The organism is Kutzneria chonburiensis (assembly GCF_028622115.1).
Lineage (GTDB): Bacteria > Actinomycetota > Actinomycetes > Mycobacteriales > Pseudonocardiaceae > Kutzneria > Kutzneria chonburiensis.
Window position 1 is genome coordinate 4,176,583 of sequence record NZ_CP097263.1, and the last position, 16,755, is coordinate 4,193,337.

15 protein-coding genes and 1 pseudogene are annotated in these 16,755 nt (G+C 70.1%); 7 read left to right on the forward strand and 9 right to left on the reverse strand.

The window, feature by feature from the left end:
* The first annotated feature begins 34 nt into the window (after positions 1 to 34).
* Both kstD and M3Q35_RS18740 read left to right on the forward strand, forming a co-directional pair.
* Complete coding sequence (gene kstD / locus M3Q35_RS18735) at positions 35 to 1,663, forward strand: 3-oxosteroid 1-dehydrogenase (protein WP_273943172.1); 1,629 nt, start codon at positions 35 to 37, stop codon at positions 1,661 to 1,663.
* Positions 1,653 to 2,465 carry a MaoC/PaaZ C-terminal domain-containing protein gene (locus tag M3Q35_RS18740; RefSeq protein WP_273943174.1) on the forward strand — a complete coding sequence of 271 codons (813 nt, stop codon included), beginning with the start codon at positions 1,653 to 1,655 and terminating at the stop codon, positions 2,463 to 2,465. The genes kstD and M3Q35_RS18740 overlap by 11 nt, the downstream gene beginning before the upstream one ends.
* Positions 2,466 to 2,563: 98 nt before the next feature.
* Here the strand turns inward: M3Q35_RS18740 and M3Q35_RS18745 are convergent, their stop codons facing one another.
* Genes M3Q35_RS18745 through M3Q35_RS18770 form a run of 6 tightly spaced genes read right to left on the reverse strand, consistent with a single transcriptional unit; the run spans position 2,564 to position 9,038 of the window.
* Positions 2,564 to 3,724 (reverse strand): lipid-transfer protein, encoded by a 1,161-nt coding sequence (locus tag M3Q35_RS18745; RefSeq protein ID WP_273943176.1) that lies wholly within the window; start codon positions 3,722 to 3,724, stop codon positions 2,564 to 2,566.
* Positions 3,721 to 4,092, reverse strand: coding sequence for a MaoC family dehydratase (locus tag M3Q35_RS18750; protein WP_273943177.1), 372 nt, complete (start codon positions 4,090 to 4,092; stop codon positions 3,721 to 3,723). Before M3Q35_RS18750 ends, M3Q35_RS18745 begins: the two co-directional genes overlap by 4 nt.
* Complete coding sequence (locus M3Q35_RS18755; RefSeq protein ID WP_273943178.1) at positions 4,089 to 4,961, reverse strand: bifunctional MaoC family dehydratase N-terminal/OB-fold nucleic acid binding domain-containing protein; 873 nt, start codon at positions 4,959 to 4,961, stop codon at positions 4,089 to 4,091. The genes M3Q35_RS18750 and M3Q35_RS18755 overlap by 4 nt, the downstream gene beginning before the upstream one ends.
* Positions 4,958 to 6,112 carry an acyl-CoA dehydrogenase family protein gene (locus M3Q35_RS18760; protein ID WP_273943179.1) on the reverse strand — a complete coding sequence of 385 codons (1,155 nt, stop codon included), beginning with the start codon at positions 6,110 to 6,112 and terminating at the stop codon, positions 4,958 to 4,960. The genes M3Q35_RS18755 and M3Q35_RS18760 overlap by 4 nt, the downstream gene beginning before the upstream one ends.
* A complete protein-coding gene (locus M3Q35_RS18765; RefSeq protein ID WP_273943180.1) occupies positions 6,097 to 7,035 on the reverse strand; it encodes an acyl-CoA dehydrogenase family protein in 939 nt (312 codons plus the stop codon). The genes M3Q35_RS18760 and M3Q35_RS18765 overlap by 16 nt, the downstream gene beginning before the upstream one ends.
* 41 nt (positions 7,036 to 7,076) lie before the next feature.
* Complete coding sequence (locus M3Q35_RS18770) at positions 7,077 to 9,038, reverse strand: acyl-CoA dehydrogenase family protein (RefSeq protein WP_273943181.1); 1,962 nt, start codon at positions 9,036 to 9,038, stop codon at positions 7,077 to 7,079.
* Between the two features lie 171 nt (positions 9,039 to 9,209).
* Here M3Q35_RS18770 and kstR point away from each other — a divergent pair, with 171 nt between their 5' ends.
* Together kstR and M3Q35_RS18780 are read left to right on the forward strand one after the other, a co-directional pair.
* Positions 9,210 to 9,809, forward strand: a complete 600-nt coding sequence (kstR, locus tag M3Q35_RS18775) for a cholesterol catabolism transcriptional regulator KstR (protein WP_337960607.1) — start codon at positions 9,210 to 9,212, stop codon at positions 9,807 to 9,809.
* A gap of 381 nt (positions 9,810 to 10,190) precedes the next feature.
* Positions 10,191 to 10,937, forward strand: a complete 747-nt coding sequence (locus M3Q35_RS18780; protein WP_273943183.1) for an amidohydrolase family protein — start codon at positions 10,191 to 10,193, stop codon at positions 10,935 to 10,937.
* A 5-nt stretch (positions 10,938 to 10,942) separates the two neighbouring features.
* Here the strand turns inward: M3Q35_RS18780 and M3Q35_RS18785 are convergent, their stop codons facing one another.
* Positions 10,943 to 11,608 carry a PASTA domain-containing protein gene (locus M3Q35_RS18785; protein WP_273943184.1) on the reverse strand — a complete coding sequence of 222 codons (666 nt, stop codon included), beginning with the start codon at positions 11,606 to 11,608 and terminating at the stop codon, positions 10,943 to 10,945.
* Between the two features lie 5 nt (positions 11,609 to 11,613).
* Positions 11,614 to 12,741, reverse strand: coding sequence for an amidohydrolase family protein (locus M3Q35_RS18790; RefSeq protein ID WP_273943185.1), 1,128 nt, complete (start codon positions 12,739 to 12,741; stop codon positions 11,614 to 11,616).
* Positions 12,742 to 12,817: 76 nt separating this feature from the next.
* On the opposite strand from M3Q35_RS18790, the gene M3Q35_RS18795 reads away from it, so the two are divergent.
* Both M3Q35_RS18795 and M3Q35_RS18800 read left to right on the forward strand, forming a co-directional pair.
* Complete coding sequence (locus M3Q35_RS18795) at positions 12,818 to 13,312, forward strand: MarR family winged helix-turn-helix transcriptional regulator (protein WP_273943186.1); 495 nt, start codon at positions 12,818 to 12,820, stop codon at positions 13,310 to 13,312.
* A gap of 40 nt (positions 13,313 to 13,352) precedes the next feature.
* The gene (locus M3Q35_RS18800; protein ID WP_273943187.1) at positions 13,353 to 15,863 is read left to right on the forward strand and encodes a DEAD/DEAH box helicase; all 2,511 of its coding nucleotides are present in this window, start codon (positions 13,353 to 13,355) and stop codon (positions 15,861 to 15,863) included.
* A gap of 136 nt (positions 15,864 to 15,999) precedes the next feature.
* Here M3Q35_RS18800 and M3Q35_RS18805 read toward each other — a convergent pair whose 3' ends face one another.
* A complete protein-coding gene (locus M3Q35_RS18805; protein ID WP_273943188.1) occupies positions 16,000 to 16,314 on the reverse strand; it encodes a hypothetical protein in 315 nt (104 codons plus the stop codon).
* Between the two features lie 260 nt (positions 16,315 to 16,574).
* Between M3Q35_RS18805 and M3Q35_RS48915 the strand changes: the two are divergent.
* A pseudogene (locus M3Q35_RS48915) lies at positions 16,575 to 16,652 on the forward strand (hypothetical protein); the annotation flags it as partial.
* Positions 16,653 to 16,755: the final 103 nt, after the last annotated feature.

The window sequence follows — 16,755 nt, forward strand, 5'->3', positions numbered from 1 at the left end:
CGTTCCACGCGTCCTTGTCTATAACCTGTTCTACATGCCCGAGTTCGACACCGTTGTCGTCGGCAGCGGGGCCGCCGGCATGACGGCCGCGCTGACCGCCGCCCGCCGCGGCCTGAGCGCGGTCGTGCTGGAGAAGGCCGACACGTTCGGCGGCTCGACCGCCCGCTCCGGCGGCGGCATCTGGATCCCCAACAACGAGGTGCTGGTCCAGGCCGGCGTCCGCGACACCGCCGAGGACGCCCGGGCCTACCTGTCCGCGATCGTCGGCACGGACGTGTCGGCCGAGCGGCAGCGCGCCTTCCTCGACCACGGCCCGGCGATGTTGTCGTTCGTGCTGGCCAACAGCCCGCTGCGGCTGCGCTGGGTCGCCGGCTACAGCGACTACTACCCGGAGCAGCCGGGCGGCCGGCCGCGCGGCCGGTCCGTCGAGCCGCGCCCGTTCGACGCCAACCTGCTCGGCGAGGACCGCCCGCTGCTGGAGCAGCCGTACCTGCCGAGCCCGCTGCCGATCACCCAGGCCGACTACAAGTGGCTCACCCTGATCGCGCGCAACGTCCGGGGGCCGCTGCGCGCGGCCCGGGTCGGCGTCCGCGGGATGATCGGCCGGGTGCGCGGGCAACGGTTGCTGACCATGGGGCAAGCGCTTGCGGCCGGGTTGCGGGTGGGTCTTCGACGGGCCGGTGTCGAGGTGCGTCTCGGCACGCCGCTGGTCTCGCTGATCACCGAAGGTGATCGGGTCGTCGGCGTCGTCACGCCGAACGGCGAATACCGCGCCCGCTACGGCGTGCTGATCGCCTCCGGCGGCTTCGAGCGCAACGAGGCGATGCGGTCGAAGTGGCAGGACATCGGCACCGAGTGGACCGTCGGCGCGCCGGCCAACGAGGGCGACGGCATCCTGGCCGGGCAGGAGCTCGGCGCGGACGTGGCCATGATGGACGACGCGTGGTGGGGGCCGTCCATTCCGCTCAGCGGAGGCCCGTACTTCTGCCTGTCGGAACGGACTTTGCCCGGCTGCATCCTGGTCAACGGCGACGGCCGGCGCTTCGTCAACGAGGCCTCGCCGTACGTCGATGCCGTGCATGCCATGCGGGACACGGGAAGCGTGCCGGCCTGGCTGATCGCCGACCAGCGCTACCGGGACCGCTACATCTTCGCCGGCATCCCGCCGCGACGGCCGCTGCCCGGCCGGTGGCACAAGTGCGGGGCCGTGCACAAGGCGCAGACGTTGGCGGAGCTGGCGTCGGCCATCGGCGCACCGCCGGAAGCCTTGCAGGACACGGTGTCCACCTTCAATGGCTACGCGAGGACGGGCAAGGACCTGGACTTCGGTCGCGGCGACAGCGCGTACGACCACTACTACGGGGATCCGCGCGTCAAGCCCAATCCCAGCCTGGCCGAGCTGGTCAAGCCGCCGTTCTACGCGGTGCGGATCGTGCCCGGCGACCTCGGCACCAAGGGCGGCCTGTGCACCGACGTCGACGGCCGCGTGCTGCGGGCCGACGGCACGGTGATCGCCGGCCTGTACGCCGCCGGCAACGCCAGCGCGCCGGTGATGGGCCACACCTACGCCGGCCCGGGCGCGACCATCGGCCCGGCGATGACCTTCGGTTACCTTGCGGCGCAGGCCATGGCGGCGGTGAAGGAGCAGTCCGGTGTCCATTGATCCCGAGATCGCCGTCGGTGCGTCGCTCGGCGCCCGCGAGTTCGAGTGGTCGGCGTCCGACGTCATCCTCTACCACCTCGCCCTCGGGGCGACGGAGCTCAGGTACGCCTTCGAGCCGCAGCTCACCGTGCTGCCGACGTTCGGCATCGTCGCGCCGACCTTCCACGTGACCGAGCCGCCGGCCGTGGTCTTCCCGGGCATCGACATCGACCTGGCCGACACTTTGCACGGCTCGCAGCAGATCACCGTGCACGCGCCGCTGCCGACCAGCGGCAAGGCCCGGGCCACCGGCCGCATCGCCGACGTGTACGACAAGGGTTCGGCGGCTGTGATCGTCACCGAGAACGACGTCACCGACCTCGACGGAAACCCGCTCTACACCACGCGTTCCGAGATCTTCGCCCGTGGCCACGGCGGCTTCGGCGGCAACCGTGGCCCCTCAGCCAAGTCCGCCCTCCCCGACGGGCCGCCGGACGCCGTCCTGGTCACGCAAACGCTTCCGCAGCAGGCGTTGTGGTACCAGCTGTGTGGCGACCGCAACCCGCTGCACACGGACCCCGAGTTCGCCGCCCGCGCCGGCTTCCCCCGGCCCATCCTGCACGGCCTGTGCACGTATGGCATGGTGTACAAGTCCATTGTGGACCACGTCGGCACGCCGCTGCCTCGCTTCCAGGCCCGCTTCGCCGGCGTCGTCTTCCCCGGCGACACCCTGCGAACCCGCCTGTGGGGCAGCCAGTTCGCCACGTACGTAGACGACCGTGTGGTGCTCACCGGCACCCACACCCCCGCGAGTCCCGCTTAGCGACACACCGAAATGCGGTTTCGGACAGAACGGGGACTTGAGGCTCGGTTCTGCCTGAAACCGCATTTCGGTGTGACGGAGAGCGGGACTCGCGGGGGTCAGCGGTTGCGGGTGAGGACGAGACCGCTGGTCGGGACGCCGGTGCCGGCGGTGACGACGACGTTCTCCACGCCGCGGACCTGGTTGACCGAGGTCCCGCGGATCTGGCGGACAGCCTCGGCGATGCCGTTCATGCCGTGAATGTACGCCTCGCCGAGCTGGCCGCCATGGGGATTGAGCGGGAGCGTGCCGGTGAGGCCGATGCGGCCGTCGGCGATGAACTCCTTGGCCTCGCCGCGGCCGCAGAAGCCGAGCTCCTCCAACTGGATCAGGACGTACGGGGTGAAATGGTCGTAGAGCACGGCGACGTCGATCTCGTCGGGGCCGAAGCCGGCCTGGTGCCAGAGCTGCCGGCCGACCAGGCCCATCTCGGGCAGCTGGGCGATGTCGTCACGGTAGTAGCTGCTCATGACGTACTGGTCGGCGGAACTTCCTTGTGCGGCAGCGGAAATCAGCGCCAAAGGCTGCGCAAGGTCGCGGGCGCGGGCGGCCGAGGTGACGACGATGGCCACGGCGCCGTCGCTCTCCTGGCAGCAGTCGAGCAGGTGCAGCGGCTCGGTGATCCAGCGCGAAGCCTGGTGCTCCTGCAAGGTGATCGGCCGGCCGTGGAACCAGGCGTGCGGATTGGTGGCGGCGTGCTCGCGCATCGTCACGGCGACGCGGCCGAAATCCTCGCTGGTGGCCCCGAATTCGTGCATGTAGCGCCGGGCGACCATGGCCACGGTGGACGCGGGCGTGCCCAATCCCATGGGATACGACCAGCTGTTGTCCACACCGGACGACGTCGGCACGGTCGCCGCGGCCGTCGCGAACTGTCCGAACCGGTGCCCGGAGCGCTCGTTGAACGCCCGGTAGCACACGACAACCTCGGCCACGCCGGTGGCGACGGCCATCGCCGCGTGCTGCACGGTCGCGCAGGCCGCACCGCCGCCGTAGTTGATACGGCTGAAGAACGTCAGCTCGGGCACGCCGAGTTCGCGGGCCACGGCGATCTCGGCGTTGCTGTCCATGGTGAACGACACCAGTCCGTCCACATCGGACGGCTTGAGGCCGGCGTCGGCCAACGCCGCCGACACGGCCTCCACGGCCAGCCGAAGCTCACTGCGGCCGGAGTCCTTGGAGAACTCGGTCGCGCCGATGCCGGCGATCGCGGCGGTCATGGCAGCACCACCTTGACCGTGCCGGTGACGTGGTCGCCGAGGCTGTTGCGGCCGACGACCCGCACGGTCGCCTCCGCCCCGTCCTGCGCAGTCACCGAACCGCTGAAGGTCAGCGTCTCCCCGGCGTAACACGGCACGCCGAGCTTGATGGAGACGTTGCGCACGAAGGCATCCGGGCCGGCCCAGTCGGTGACGAACCGCTGCACCAGGCCGGTGGTGGTGAGGATGTTGAGGAAGATGTCCTTGGATCCCCGCTGCACGGCCTTGTCGCGGTCGTGGTGCACGTCCTGGAAATCCCGCGTGGCCAGCGCCGTGCTGATCACGAACGTCGGCGTGACATCGATGGTCAGTTCTGGCAGGTCGGTCATCGGACCTCCCACGCCGGCAGGACGAATTCGCCCGAAGGCACGTACCGCACCCGCACCGGCAGGCCGATCTTGACCTGCTCGGGGTCGATGTCGTGCAGCTCGCCGAGCATGCGCACGCCCTCCTCCAACTCCACCAGGGCAATCACGAACGGGGTGCGCTTGCCCGGCACCTGCGGATGGTGGTGCACCACATAGCTGTACACCTCGCCCAGTCCACTGGCGACGACATACGTCGGGTCAAGGGCGTTGCAGCGCGGGCACATCGGGCCCGGCGGATGCCGCAAAGCCCCGCAGGCCGAGCACTTCTGGATGCGCAGCTCGCCGGTCTTCGTCCCGTCCCAGAAGAAGGCGGTGTCCCGGCTGACCAGCGGCGGCACCGAAGCCGTGACAGCCGGCTTGGGCTTGAACTTCAGGACGCTCCACAGCATTTCGCCGACGACCTCGTCGCCGGACCGCCAGATGTTGTGGGTGGTGACGAACCAGCCCTCGCCCAGCGCGGTCCGCTTGGGGCCGACCACGTCGGCCAGCCGACTGGTCACGGCCAGCCGCTCCCCCGGCTTCACCAGCCGGTGGTAGGTCTGGTCGCTGTTGGTGGCGACGACGGAGGTGTAGCCGGCGGCGTCGAGCACCTCCATCATCCGGCCGAGCGGATCGTCGTCGGACCGCTGGGGATGCAGGCCGCCCATGGTCCACACCTGGATCATGGCCGGCGGTGCGACGGCGGGATAGGCGGAACTGTTGTCCCCCAACGCCTCCGTCCAGTTGTTGATCATCGGCTCGTTCACCGGGTCACGGGCGGTGCGCGGCGTGCACTCGCCCCGCGCGGCCAGTTCCCGCGCGGCGGCCAGGATCTGCTCGTCGGCGTTCATCGCGGCACCCTCGGCAGGCCAAGGCCGGCCGTCGCGATCAGTTCCCGCTGCACCTCGTCCACACCGCCGCCGAAGGTCAGCACCAGGTTGCGTTTGGCCTGGATGTCCAGCCAGCGCACCAGGTCCGCGGTGTCCCGGTCGGCCGGGTCGCCGTGCCGGCCGACGATCTCCTCCAGCTCGGCGGTGATCGTCTGGGTGCGACCGGAGGCGAAGACCTTGGTCGCGGAGGCGTCGGCGATCCGGTCCAGCCCGGTCGACTCGGAGCCGGCGACCTGCCAGTTCAGCAGCTCGTTGACCCGTACCACCGCGGCAACCCGCGCCAGCGTGGTGGCAACGTCCACATGGGACAGCAGGTCGTGCTTGGCCGCCCACTCGTGCACGCGGTCGTGCAGCGCCGCCATCCGCCCGGCCGGCCCGAGCATCACGCGCTCGTGGTTGAGCTGCGTGGTGATCAGCCGCCAGCCGGCGTGCTCGGTGCCGACCAGTCGGGTCACGGGCACGCGGACATCGTTGTAGTAGCTGGCGTTCACGTGGTGCGCGCCATCGCAGGTGATGATCGGCGTCCACGAGAAGCCGGGATCGGTGGTGTCGACGATCAGGATCGAGATGCCCTTGTGCTTGGGGGCAGCCGGATCCGTGCGGCAGGCCAGCCAGATGAAGTCGGCGTCGTGCGCGCCGGTGGTGAAGATCTTCTGCCCGTTGACCACGTAGTGATCGCCGTCGCGAACCGCCTTGGTACGCAAGGAGGCCAGGTCGGTGCCGGCGCCGGGTTCGGTGTAGCCGATGGCGAAGTGCAGGTCGCCGGACAGGATCCGCGGCAGGAAGTAGGACTTCTGCTCGTCGGTGCCGAAGGCTTGCAGCGTCGGACCGACGGTCTGGAGCGTCACGTACGGCAGCGGCACATCGGCCCGCGCCGCCTCGTTGACGAAGATCTGCTGCTCGATCTCGCCGAAGCCGCGGCCGCCGTACTCGACCGGCCAGCCGACACCGAGCCAGCCGTCCCGGCCCATACGTTTGACGACCTCGCGGTAGACGTCGCCGTGCCGGGCGGTCAGCATCACCTCACGCTCGGCCGGTGACAGCAGGCCGGCGAAGTAGGCGCGCAGCTCGTCGCGGAGTTTCCGTTGCTCGCCGGTCAGTTCGATGTGCACAGCGCCTCCAGCCGGTGCCGTGCGCCGCCGATCGAGCGCACCAGGTCCTTGGCGAGCGAGTAGTAGCGGTGCAGTGGGTACGTAATGTCAAGACCGAGGCCGCCGTGCAGGTGGTGGCAGGTTCTCATGGCCGGCAACAACTCCTCGGCCAGCCAGTGCGCGGCGATGTCCACATCGGACTCCGCGTCCAGCCCCTCGGCCAGCCGCCAGCACGCCGACCACGTGGCCAGGTGCAGGGTCCGCGAGGAGATGTAGACCTCGGCGATCTGCTGTGCGACGGCCTGGAAGGTGGCCAGCGGCCGGCCGAACTGCTCACGGGTCGCAACGTGCTTTCTGGTCAGCTCCAACGCCTCCGCCAATACGCCGTCGGCCGTCGCGCAGGCACCGGCGAGGGCAAAGAGGTGCAGGTCGGCCAGCCCGTCGAAGGTCCACTCGTACGGCACGTCGACCAGGTGCAGGCTGAACTCGGGCCGGCCACTGGAAGTGGGGGCGGGATTTAGCGTGACACCGGGCGTTTCCGGGTCGACGAGTGCGACGGCGGCACCCTCGTCGGTCGACACCGGCACGAGGATCCGGTGCGCTCCGACGGCGTCCGGCACCCCGATCTTCACCCCGTTGATCACGCCGCCGGCGGCCCTGGTGCGCGGCCGTGACGTCATGGGGTCGGACGGTTCGTGCAGCGCGGCGGTCACCCGGGCGCCCTCAGGCACCTCGATGCCGTGCTTGGCCAGCGGCAGCACACCGAGGGCGAGCGCGGGCAGCGGCGTCGCCGCCCGGCCGGCCTCGGTGAGCACGACCATGGCGCTGAGCACGTCCATGTCCGCTGTGACCAGCGTGCTCCAGGCGGCGGCAGGGGCGTCGCGGAACACATCGGCGGCCACCTCGCGGAGGGTCACCCGCGTGTCGTCGAGCGTGAAGTCCACCCGCACCCCTAACTGGAACGTGTTCTAGTTCTAGCGTACGGTCACGCCCTGGGCAAGCCCAGCAGCCGCTCGCCGGCCAGCGTGAGCAGCACCTGCTCGGTGCCGCCGGCGATGCTCAGGCAGCGGGTCATCAGGAACTCCCGGCTGCGTTCGCCGGTGACCGCGCCCAGCGGCCCGTCGAGATCCAGTGCCGTCTCGGCCACGTTCTGCCGGTGCCGCACCCCGACCAGCTTGCGCACGCTGGAGGCCGCGCCGGGGTCGAGGTCGGCGAGTTTCCGCAGCGTGGTGCGCAGGTCAAGCAGCGACATGGCCAGCCCGTCGGCAACCAGGCCGCCCAGCCGCTCGCTCGGCTCGGCCGTGGAAAGAACACGTTCCACTTCCTCGCCGAGCGACGAGCCGCGGCTCATCGCCACCCGCTCGTTGGCCAGGGTGGTCCGGGCCAGCTTCCAGCCGCCGTCGACCGCGCCGACCACGTGGTCGTCGGGCACGAACACGCCGTCCAGGAAGACCTCGTTGAACACCGCGTCGCCGGTGATCTCCCGCAGCGGCCGGATGTCGATGCCGGACGTGCGCATGTCGACCAGGAAGTACGTGATGCCACGGTGTTTGGGCACGTCAGGGTTGGTACGGGCGAGGCAGATGGCCCAGTCGGCCGTGCGGGCCAGCGAAGTCCAGACCTTCTGCCCGGTGAGCTTCCATCCGCCCTCGACCCGCTCCGCCTTCGTTCGCAGCGAGGCCAGGTCGGAGCCGGCGCCGGGCTCGCTGAACAGCTGGCACCAGGTGATCTCGCCGCGCAGGGTCGGGCCGGCGAACTGCTCGCGCTGCTGGTCCGTGCCGTGGGCCAGGATCGTCGGCACGGCCCACCAGCCGATGACCAGGTCGGGCCGCTGCACACCGGCCCGGTCCAGCTCCTCGTCGATGATCAGCTGCTCGGTCGGGCCGGCGTCCAGGCCGTACGGGCGGGGCCAGTGCGGGGCCAGGAAACCGCTGTCCGCCAGCTGTTTCCGCTGGTCATCGGCGCTGGCGATGACTTCGACGGCCTGACGGACCTGGGTGCGATCGGCGTCGATCGCGAGCGTGAGCGTGCGGCGGTGGCCGGCCTTGGCCAGCTCGGCCACGCGCCGACGCCAGCGGGCGGTGCCGCCGAGCAGCTGACGGGTGGAGATCGCGCGGCGCAGGTAGCGGTGGGCATCGTGCTCCCAGGTGAAGCCGATGCCGCCGAGCACCTGGATGCAGTCATTGGCGTTGTCCACGGCGGCATCCACGGCGATCGCGGCCGCGGTGGCTGCGGCCAGCGGGAATTCGGCCGGCTCCTGGTCGTACGCGCGGGCGGCGTCCCAGGCGACCGCGGCGGCCCGCTCGGACCGGCACAGCATCTCCACGCACAGGTGCTTGACCGCCTGGAAGGAGCCGATGGGCTGGCCGAACTGGGTGCGGATCTTGGCGTACTCCACGGCCGTGCGCAGGCACCAGTCGGCGATGCCGGCGGCCTCGGCGGCGGCCAGCGTGGCGAAGATGTCCGCCACCGGCAACGGTCCCAGCCGCTGATCGTCAGCAATCGGGTCCACCTGCGGAAATCCCAGTGGCCGCCCCAGGTCCACCGGGTCGGCCGGGTCGATCACGGCATCGGCCAGCGCCCAGTCGTCACCGTCCTTGACCAGCATGGGCCCGGATTCGCCCAGCGCAACGGGTCCACAGTGGACAGCCACGGCGACGCTGCCGTCGGCGATGCCGGGCAGCAGTTTGGCCGCGAGCGGGTGATCGGGAACTCTGGCCAGGGCGACCGCGGCGGTCAGCGTGGACAGGACGGGGCCCGGGGCGAGCAGCTCGGCCGCCGCCTCGACGGCCACGGCCAGGTCGGCGACCGGGTTGCCGAGGCCGCCGACCGCCTCGGGCAGGGCCAGGCCGAACAGGCCCAGCGCGGCGAGATCGGGCCAGGCCGGTCCGGCGGCCAGCACCGCCGCCCGCAGCTGGCGTCCGCCGTCATCGATGACCATCGACATCGGCCGATAATAGAACGTGTTCCAGTTGGGTGGACTGGGCCAGCTGGGCGACGGACGTCCGGGTGAGGCCCCGGGCCAGGCCGCCCCCGTCCCGACATGCGGATAACGTGAAAATGAAACACGTTCCGATCGTGTAAGTTGAGTCCGACGACAACCATGCAGGGGGCAGGGATGGCTGCGACGCCACGCCAGATCGCCGAGGAGGAACTCGGCTCGTCGGCCCAGCGGGACCGGCGGCGGCGGATCATCGACGCGACGATCGCGCTGGCCTCCAAGGGCGGCTTCGAGGCCGTCCAGATGCGGGCCGTGGCCGAGCGGGCCGATGTCGCGCTGGGGACGCTGTACCGGTACTTCCCGTCCAAGATCCACCTGTTGGTCTCGGGCCTGGGCGCTCAGCTCGACCGGGCGCTCGACCGCATGCAGCGCGCCCCCATCCCCGGCGACACGCGCGGCGAGCGCATGCTCTACGTGCTCAGCCGGATCACCCGCAACATGCAGCGCGACCCGCACCTGGCCGAGGCCATGACCCGCGCCTTCATGTTCGCCGACACCTCCGCCGCCGCCGAGGTCGACCTGGTCGCGCGGCAGCTGGAGGAGCTGTTCACGCTCGCCCTCGGCAAGGACGAGCCGTCCGAGGAGGACAAGGCCATCGCCCGCGTGATCGGCGACGTGTGGCTGTCCAACCTGGTCGCCTGGGTCACGCGGCGGGCCTCGGCCACCGACGTCACCAACCGCCTTGAGCTGACCGTCCGGCTGTTGATGCGGGACTAGTCTCGGCCGGGTGACGCCCACGCTGCTCCGCTCCGCTGCCTATCTGGATGTCGCTGCCGGCGAGATCGTGCACGACGACGTGCTGATCGACGGGGACGTCATCGGGTCGAGCGAGCTCGTGCCCGATGAGACGATCGACTGCCGGGGAACGTTGCTGCTGCCCGGTTTCATCGACTGCCACACGCACGTCGCCCTCACCGAGGCGCTCGGCGGCGGCTCGATCGACCTGCCCCGCTCCGTGCGATCCCTGTCCGCCGTGCCCGTGCTTCGCACGCTGCTGGGGCTGGGCATCACCACCGTGCGCGACGCGTGGGGCGCGGACGCCGGGCTGCGGCTGGCCCTGGAGCGGGGCTGGATCGAGGGTCCGCAGTTGCTGTCTCGTTGCGGCAGGTCTGCACCACCGGCGGCATCGGTGATCACTGGACGCCGGCCACCGGGCCGTACAACGGTTATGCCGACCCGTCCATGCCCGATCCCGTTTTCGACGGCCCCGACGGGGCGCGGGCCGCCGTCCGCCGCATGGTGCGCGCCGGGGCCGACTGGATCAAGGCCACCGTCACCGGCTCCATCGTCGCCGGCACCGGCGTGCATGACGTGCAGTTCACCCCGTCCGAGATGCAGGCCTTGGTTTCCGAAGCCGCCAGCCGACAGCGGCACGTCATGGTGCACGCCCACGGCGCTCGCGGCGCCGAGCTCGCCGCCCGCTGCGGTGCCCGCAGCATCGAGCACGGCGTCTACCTCGACGAGGCCGCCGTCGCCGCCATGGTCGAGAACGGCACCTATTACGTGCCAACGCTTTCCGCCCATGGCAGCCCCGAGCACCGGCACTCCGTGCAGCTCGCCCTCGCCGCCGGCGTGCCCATCGCCATGGGCACCGACAATCCCGTCACGCCGCATTCCCAGGCCCTCGACGAGATCTCCGCCCTCGCCCACGCCGGCCTCGGCGCCGTCGGCGCCCTCCGCGCCGCCACCCTCAACGCCGCCCAGCTCCTCCAGTTCTCCGACCGCGGCGAGATCGCCGTCGGCAAGCGCGCCGACCTCGTCCTCCTCGACGGCGACGACCTGGCCGTCGACAACCTCGCCACTCGCATCAAAGCCGTCTGGCACAACGGAAAGCGATTCCGCTGAGTCGACTAGAAATCGACTGTCACCGACGATCCCTTTGCTGCCGAGGAGCCGGCCGCCGGCTGTTGACTGACGACCGTGCTACCGTCGTTGGCCGGCAGCTTGAGTTGGTTGATCTGCAGCTTGAACGACGTAAGGCCAAGTGCTTTCGTGGCGTCAGCCTGGGTCTGGCCAGAAAGGTTCGGCACGGTTTCGGTGCCGAACGCGGCGTTGAGGATGTTCTGCTGGGCCTGCGTCGCGTTCTGCGACGCGAAATAGAAGGCCACCACCGAGCCCGCGCTGGCCGCGACGGCACCGATCAAGGTGCCTCGTACGCTCTGGTCATTGACGGCGAAGGCGAACGACGCCAGCGCGAGCAGCGCGATGATGAGACTGATCCCCATCCAGCCTCGCACCACGGACTTGTCGAGGCCGAGTGGTTGCGCCAGCGCTTTGTTGGATCTGGCCACAACCACGATCACGCCGGCGAGCAAGGCCGCGCCGACTGTGGTGCCCGCGATCCACACGACGTTTTCCCACGGCAACGTTGGTCCTGGCGTCGAGTTCTGTGCCAGCCAGGTTTCGCGAAAACCGGCATCGAAGTTCTCCTCCAGCGCCCCGATGGCCAGGAGTGAGACGCCGTGCGGGCGCTTACCGACAGAGCATCGCCCGCGCGCCGAGGGCGTTACCTCCATGCCGCTCAGGCCAAGACCTTGCGGGCCAGGCCGTGGACGGCGGCACGGAGTGACGGCAGGTCGTGGTGGACGAGGACGCCGTCGCGTTTGACGATGTGGCCGTCGACCAGGACGGTGTGGACGTCGGTGATGCCGGCGGCGGAGACGATGCCGCCGGGGAGCAACTCCTCAGGCAGGTGGCTGAAGCCGGAGAGCAGGACGATGTCGGCGCGCTGGCCGACTTCGAGGGAACCTACGGACGGGAGGCCGATGGCGCGGGCGCCGTCGATGGTCGCGGACCGCAACAAGGAGCCGGCGGACAGAGGGAAACCGCGGAGGCGTTCCAGCCACAGGGCGGCGCGCATCTGCTCGAACATGTCGGACGACGAGTTGATGACGACGTCCACGCCCAAAGCGGGTTTGCCACCGGCGGCGACGAAACGGCCGTAGACGGGGGAACCGTGGCCCATCATGGATTCGACGGGAGGCGTGACGGTGAGGCCGCAGCCGGCGGAGGCGAGCAGGCGCAGCTCGTCGTCGGTACAAGCGTTGCCGTGTACGAAATGCAGGTCGGGACCGAGTAGGTCGGCCAGGCGGGCGACGGAGCCGGGCTCGGTGACGTGCATGGTGGTCGAAAGCCCCAACGACCGGGCCACAGAGATGTCCCGAACGTTGTCCTCAAAGGACAGAGCGGGGCCGAAAGACGCAACGGCAGCGGAAACCAAGCCGGTACCAGCGAACCTGTCAACGTCGGAAGGAGAAGCGCCGTACACGGCACGGATGCCGGACTCCTGCAACGCCTCGACCTCGACGTCCATGGACCCGTGACCCCAGTCGAGGACGGTCGTCACGCCGGCGTTCAACGCCTCGACGGCCCCGAGCAGCACAGCGGCCCGAAGCTCATCCGAAGAGAGAACCAGCCGCGGCAACACATCGGACAGGAAAGCGCTGAGCGAGAGGTCGGCCCCGCTCCCCCGCATCGGCGCCTGCACGAGATGCCGATGGGTGTCCACGAACCCCGGCAGCACAACAAGCCCGTGCGCCGAGAGCTCCGACGAGCCCGAGAAAGAGCCGATCCCGGCGATGGCCCCGTCCGAGATCAGCACGTCGGCAACGCCGACACCCACCACATGCCCACCCTTGATCACCAACATCGAGCAATCCCCTCACTAGAAAGCTTTATGCAAAGCTATACCGAAAGCTTTCTACGGGCAAGCTAGCCTGAGGGGCATGCGGGACACGGTCGACGGCATCCTGGACGCCTGGCGCGGGCAGCTGCCGGAGATCGCCGGCATCGAGCTGGAGCTGTCCAAACGCGCCGGCCGCCTGCACACGCTGCTGTCCGACGCCACCAACGCCCAGCTCAGCCGGTTCGGCCTGACCAAGGCGGAGTACGACGTGCTGGCGGTGCTGCGCTCCAGCGGCGCCCCCTACCGGCTGCGCCCGACCGACCTCACGGCCCGCCTGCTGCTCTCCTCCGGCGGCACCAGCAACGTGCTCCGACGCCTGGTCACCGAAGGTCTCGTCACCAGAGAAGCCGATCCGGACGACGCCCGCAGCACCTGGGTCCAGCTCACCGACAAAGGCGTCGAGACCGCCGACGAAGCCGTGAAGGCCAGCACCGAGGCCCAGCGACGGCTGCTGACCGCCGTCCCGCCGGAAACCGCACGACACGCCGCCGACGTCTTGCGCGAGGTGCTGCTGGCCCTCGGCGACCGCCCCTGACACCCATCCGACCCCGACGACAGGGCACGATCACCCCATCATGACGCTCACCGACCAGCTGCCCGGCGACAACGACCCGGACGCCCTCTACGAAGCCTTCTCCGCCTGGGCCGACGGGCAGGGCCTGCCGCTCTACCCGCACCAGCAGGAGGCGCTGATCGAGGTCGTCTCCGGCTCGAACGTCATCCTCAGCACGCCGACCGGCTCGGGCAAGAGCCTGGTCGCGGCGGGGGCGCACTTCGCGGCGCTGGCCAACGGCGTCAGGACCTTCTACACCGCGCCGATCAAGGCGCTGGTGTCGGAGAAGTTCTTCGCGCTGTGCGAGACGTTCGGCGCGGACAAGGTGGGCATGCTCACCGGCGACGCCAGCGTGAACGAGCAGGCGCCGATCATCTGCTGCACGGCCGAGATCCTGGCCAACATCGCGCTGCGGGACGGCGCCGACGCCGACGTCGGCCAGGTCGTGATGGACGAGTTCCACTTCTACTCGGAGCCGGACCGCGGCTGGGCCTGGCAGGTGCCGCTGCTGGAGCTGCCCAAGGCGCAGTTCGTGCTGATGTCGGCCACGCTGGGCGACGTCACGAGGTTCGAGAAGGACCTGACCCGCCGCACCGGCCGCACGACCGCGGTGGTCAAGAACGCCGAACGCCCGGTCCCGCTGCACTTCAGCTACGTGCTGACGCCGTTGCAGGAGACCCTGGAGGAGCTGCTCCAGACCAAGCAGGCCCCGGTCTACGTCGTGCACTTCACGCAGGCGGCGGCGATCGAGCGGGCCCAGGCGCTGATGAGCATCAACGTCTCGACCAGGGCCGAGAAGGACGCGATCGCCGAGCTGATCGGCCGGTTCCGGTTCAGCTCGGGCTTCGGCAAGACGCTGTCCCGGCTGGTCCGGCACGGCATCGGCGTGCACCACGCCGGCATGCTGCCCAAGTACCGCCGCCTGGTGGAGCGGCTGGCCCAGGCCGGCCTGCTCAAGATCATCTGCGGCACGGACACCCTCGGCGTCGGCATCAACGTGCCGATCCGCACGGTCCTGTTCACCGCGCTGTCCAAGTACGACGGCGTCCGCACGCGTCACCTCAAGGCCCGCGAGTTCCACCAGATCGCCGGCCGCGCCGGCCGGGCCGGCTACGACACCGTCGGCATGGTCGTCGTGCAGGCCCCCGAGCACGTGGTGGAGAACGAGAAGGCGCTGGCCAAGGCGGGCGACGACCCGAAGAAGCGGCGCAAGGTGGTGCGCAAGAAGCCGCCGGAGGGCTTCGTGTCCTGGGGCGAGGCGACGTTCACCCGCCTGGTCGAGGCCGAGCCGGAGCCGCTGACCTCCAGCTTCCAGGTCAGCCACTCCATGCTGCTCAACGTGATCGGCCGGCCCGGCGACGCGTTCACGGCCATGCGGCACCTGCTCGAGGACAACCACGAGGACCGCAAGTCGCAGATCCGGCTGATCCGCCGGGCCATCGCGATGTACAAGGCGCTGCTGGCGGCCGGCGTGATCGAGAAGCTGGATGAGCCCGACGAGCAGGGCCGCAGCATCCGCATCACCGTCGACCTCCAGCTCGACTTCGCCCTCAACCAGCCGCTCTCGCCGCTGGCCCTGGCCTCGGTCGACCTGCTCGACCGCGACTCTCCGACGTACGCGCTGGACGTGGTGTCGATCATCGAGGCGACCCTGGACGACCCGCGCCAGGTGCTGTCGGCGCAGCAGTTCAAGGCCCGCGGCGATGCCGTCAACCAGATGAAGGCCGACGGCATCGAGTACGACGAGCGGATGGCGCTGCTCGAGGACGTGACGTACCCGAAGCCGCTGGAGGAGCTGCTCAACGCCGCGTACGACGCCTACCGGCGCGGCCACCCGTGGGTGCTCGACCACCACCTGTCGCCCAAGGCCGTGGTCCGCGACATGTTCGAACGGGCCATGACGTTCACCGAGTACGTCGGCTTCTACCAGCTGGCCCGCTCCGAGGGCCTGGTGCTGCGCTACCTGGCCGACGCGTTCAAGGCGCTGCGCCAGACCGTGCCGGCCGAGGCCAAGACCGAGGAGCTGACCGACCTGGTGGAGTGGCTGGGCGAGCTGGTCCGCCAGGTCGACTCCAGCCTGATCGACGAGTGGGAGAAGCTGGCCAACCCCGAGGACCAGCTGGAGCCGCAGCCGATCGACGAGCGGCCGCCGGCCGTCACGACCAACGAGCGGGCCTTCCGGGTGCTGGTCCGCAACGCCCTGTTCCGCCGGGTCGAGCTGGCCGCGCTGCGCCGCTACGACATCCTGGGCGAGCTCGACGCCGAGTACGGCTGGGACACGGTGGCCTGGCGGGACGCGATGGAGCCGTACTTCGACGAGTACGACCGGCTCGGCACCGGACCCAACGCCCGCGGCCCGCAGCTGCTCCAGATCGAGAAGGAGCCCGAGCGCTGGCTGGTCCGGCAGGTCTTCGACGACCCGGACGGCGACCACGACTGGGGCATCACCGCCGAGGTGGACCTGCTCGGCTCGGACGAGGCCGGCACGGCGGCGATCACGGTGACCGATGTCGGCCCTCTGACGACGGCCTGACCGCCGACCTCCGACATCGGCCCCCGCACATCGACGACCGTCTGACGCCCGGTCGTCCACCTGAAGGAGGCTCCGGCCCCCACCCGACGGGTCGGAACCTCCTTCAGGGCGCTCCTGCCCGGCCCTCCCCGGCCGGTCAGGAGATCGCGGCGTCGACCCGGCGCTCGATCAGCTCGAGCACCTGTTCCGGGTCGAGCCCCGGCTGGACGGCGGCCAATGCCTTGACCGCCTCCAGGGCGGCGGTGGCCATCGCCTCGGCCCGGCCGGCCCGCACGCTCGACCGGACGAGCCACTCCGGGAAGGAGTAGGTCTCCTGGCTGGTCGGGTCGCTCGGGTCGTGCTCCGGGTTGACCAGCCGCCAGCCGTTCAGCGCGCTGATCATCGTGGCCGGCAGGGCCTGCAGCGACTCATCGAGCCCCTTGACCGCGACCGCCACGTCCTGCGATGCCATCCGTCGCCCTTTCTCCCCTTTTGTGTGCCCAGTCCCCCCGGGCACCGCCATGGTGCTGCCTCACGAGCTGCCGCGACATCCGGGAAACCCCGTACATCCACAACTACGGATGTAGACTCAGTATTTGATACCCTGAATATGTGACACCCGAAACAGTCGAACCGGGCATGGCGCTGGCCCGGCTGGCCCGCGTGGCCGAGCGGGCGCTGATCCGCGTCGAGCTGACGCTGCCGCAGTACCGGATGCTGTCGGTGCTGGCCATGGCCAACTCGGCCACGCCGTCGCGGGTGGCCTGGCTGCTGGCGGTCAAGCCGGCCACCGTCACCGCGGTGATGGACGGCCTGGTCGCCGGCGGGTACGTCCGCCGCGAGCCGGACCAGAACGACCGACGCAAGGTGACGCACGTGGTCACCTACGACGGCCGCCGCATGCTGGACGTGG

What these genes read in the sequence shown, in the direction of transcription:
- M3Q35_RS18770 (WP_273943181.1), bottom strand. Translation starts at nt 9,038, where the DNA reads ATGTCGATGGTCATCGATGACGGCGGACGCCAGCTGCGGGCGGCGGTG.
- M3Q35_RS18750 (WP_273943177.1), bottom strand. Translation starts at nt 4,092, where the DNA reads ATGACCGACCTGCCAGAACTGACCATCGATGTCACGCCGACGTTCGTG.
- M3Q35_RS18795 (WP_273943186.1), top strand. Translation starts at nt 12,818, where the DNA reads ATGCGGGACACGGTCGACGGCATCCTGGACGCCTGGCGCGGGCAGCTG.
- M3Q35_RS18755 (WP_273943178.1), bottom strand. Translation starts at nt 4,961, where the DNA reads ATGAACGCCGACGAGCAGATCCTGGCCGCCGCGCGGGAACTGGCCGCG.
- kstR (WP_337960607.1), top strand. Translation starts at nt 9,210, where the DNA reads ATGGCTGCGACGCCACGCCAGATCGCCGAGGAGGAACTCGGCTCGTCG.
- M3Q35_RS18745 (WP_273943176.1), bottom strand. Translation starts at nt 3,724, where the DNA reads ATGACCGCCGCGATCGCCGGCATCGGCGCGACCGAGTTCTCCAAGGAC.
- M3Q35_RS18800 (WP_273943187.1), top strand. Translation starts at nt 13,353, where the DNA reads ATGACGCTCACCGACCAGCTGCCCGGCGACAACGACCCGGACGCCCTC.
- M3Q35_RS18790 (WP_273943185.1), bottom strand. Translation starts at nt 12,741, where the DNA reads ATGTTGGTGATCAAGGGTGGGCATGTGGTGGGTGTCGGCGTTGCCGAC.
- kstD (WP_273943172.1), top strand. Translation starts at nt 35, where the DNA reads ATGCCCGAGTTCGACACCGTTGTCGTCGGCAGCGGGGCCGCCGGCATG.
- M3Q35_RS18805 (WP_273943188.1), bottom strand. Translation starts at nt 16,314, where the DNA reads ATGGCATCGCAGGACGTGGCGGTCGCGGTCAAGGGGCTCGATGAGTCG.
- M3Q35_RS18785 (WP_273943184.1), bottom strand. Translation starts at nt 11,608, where the DNA reads ATGGAGGTAACGCCCTCGGCGCGCGGGCGATGCTCTGTCGGTAAGCGC.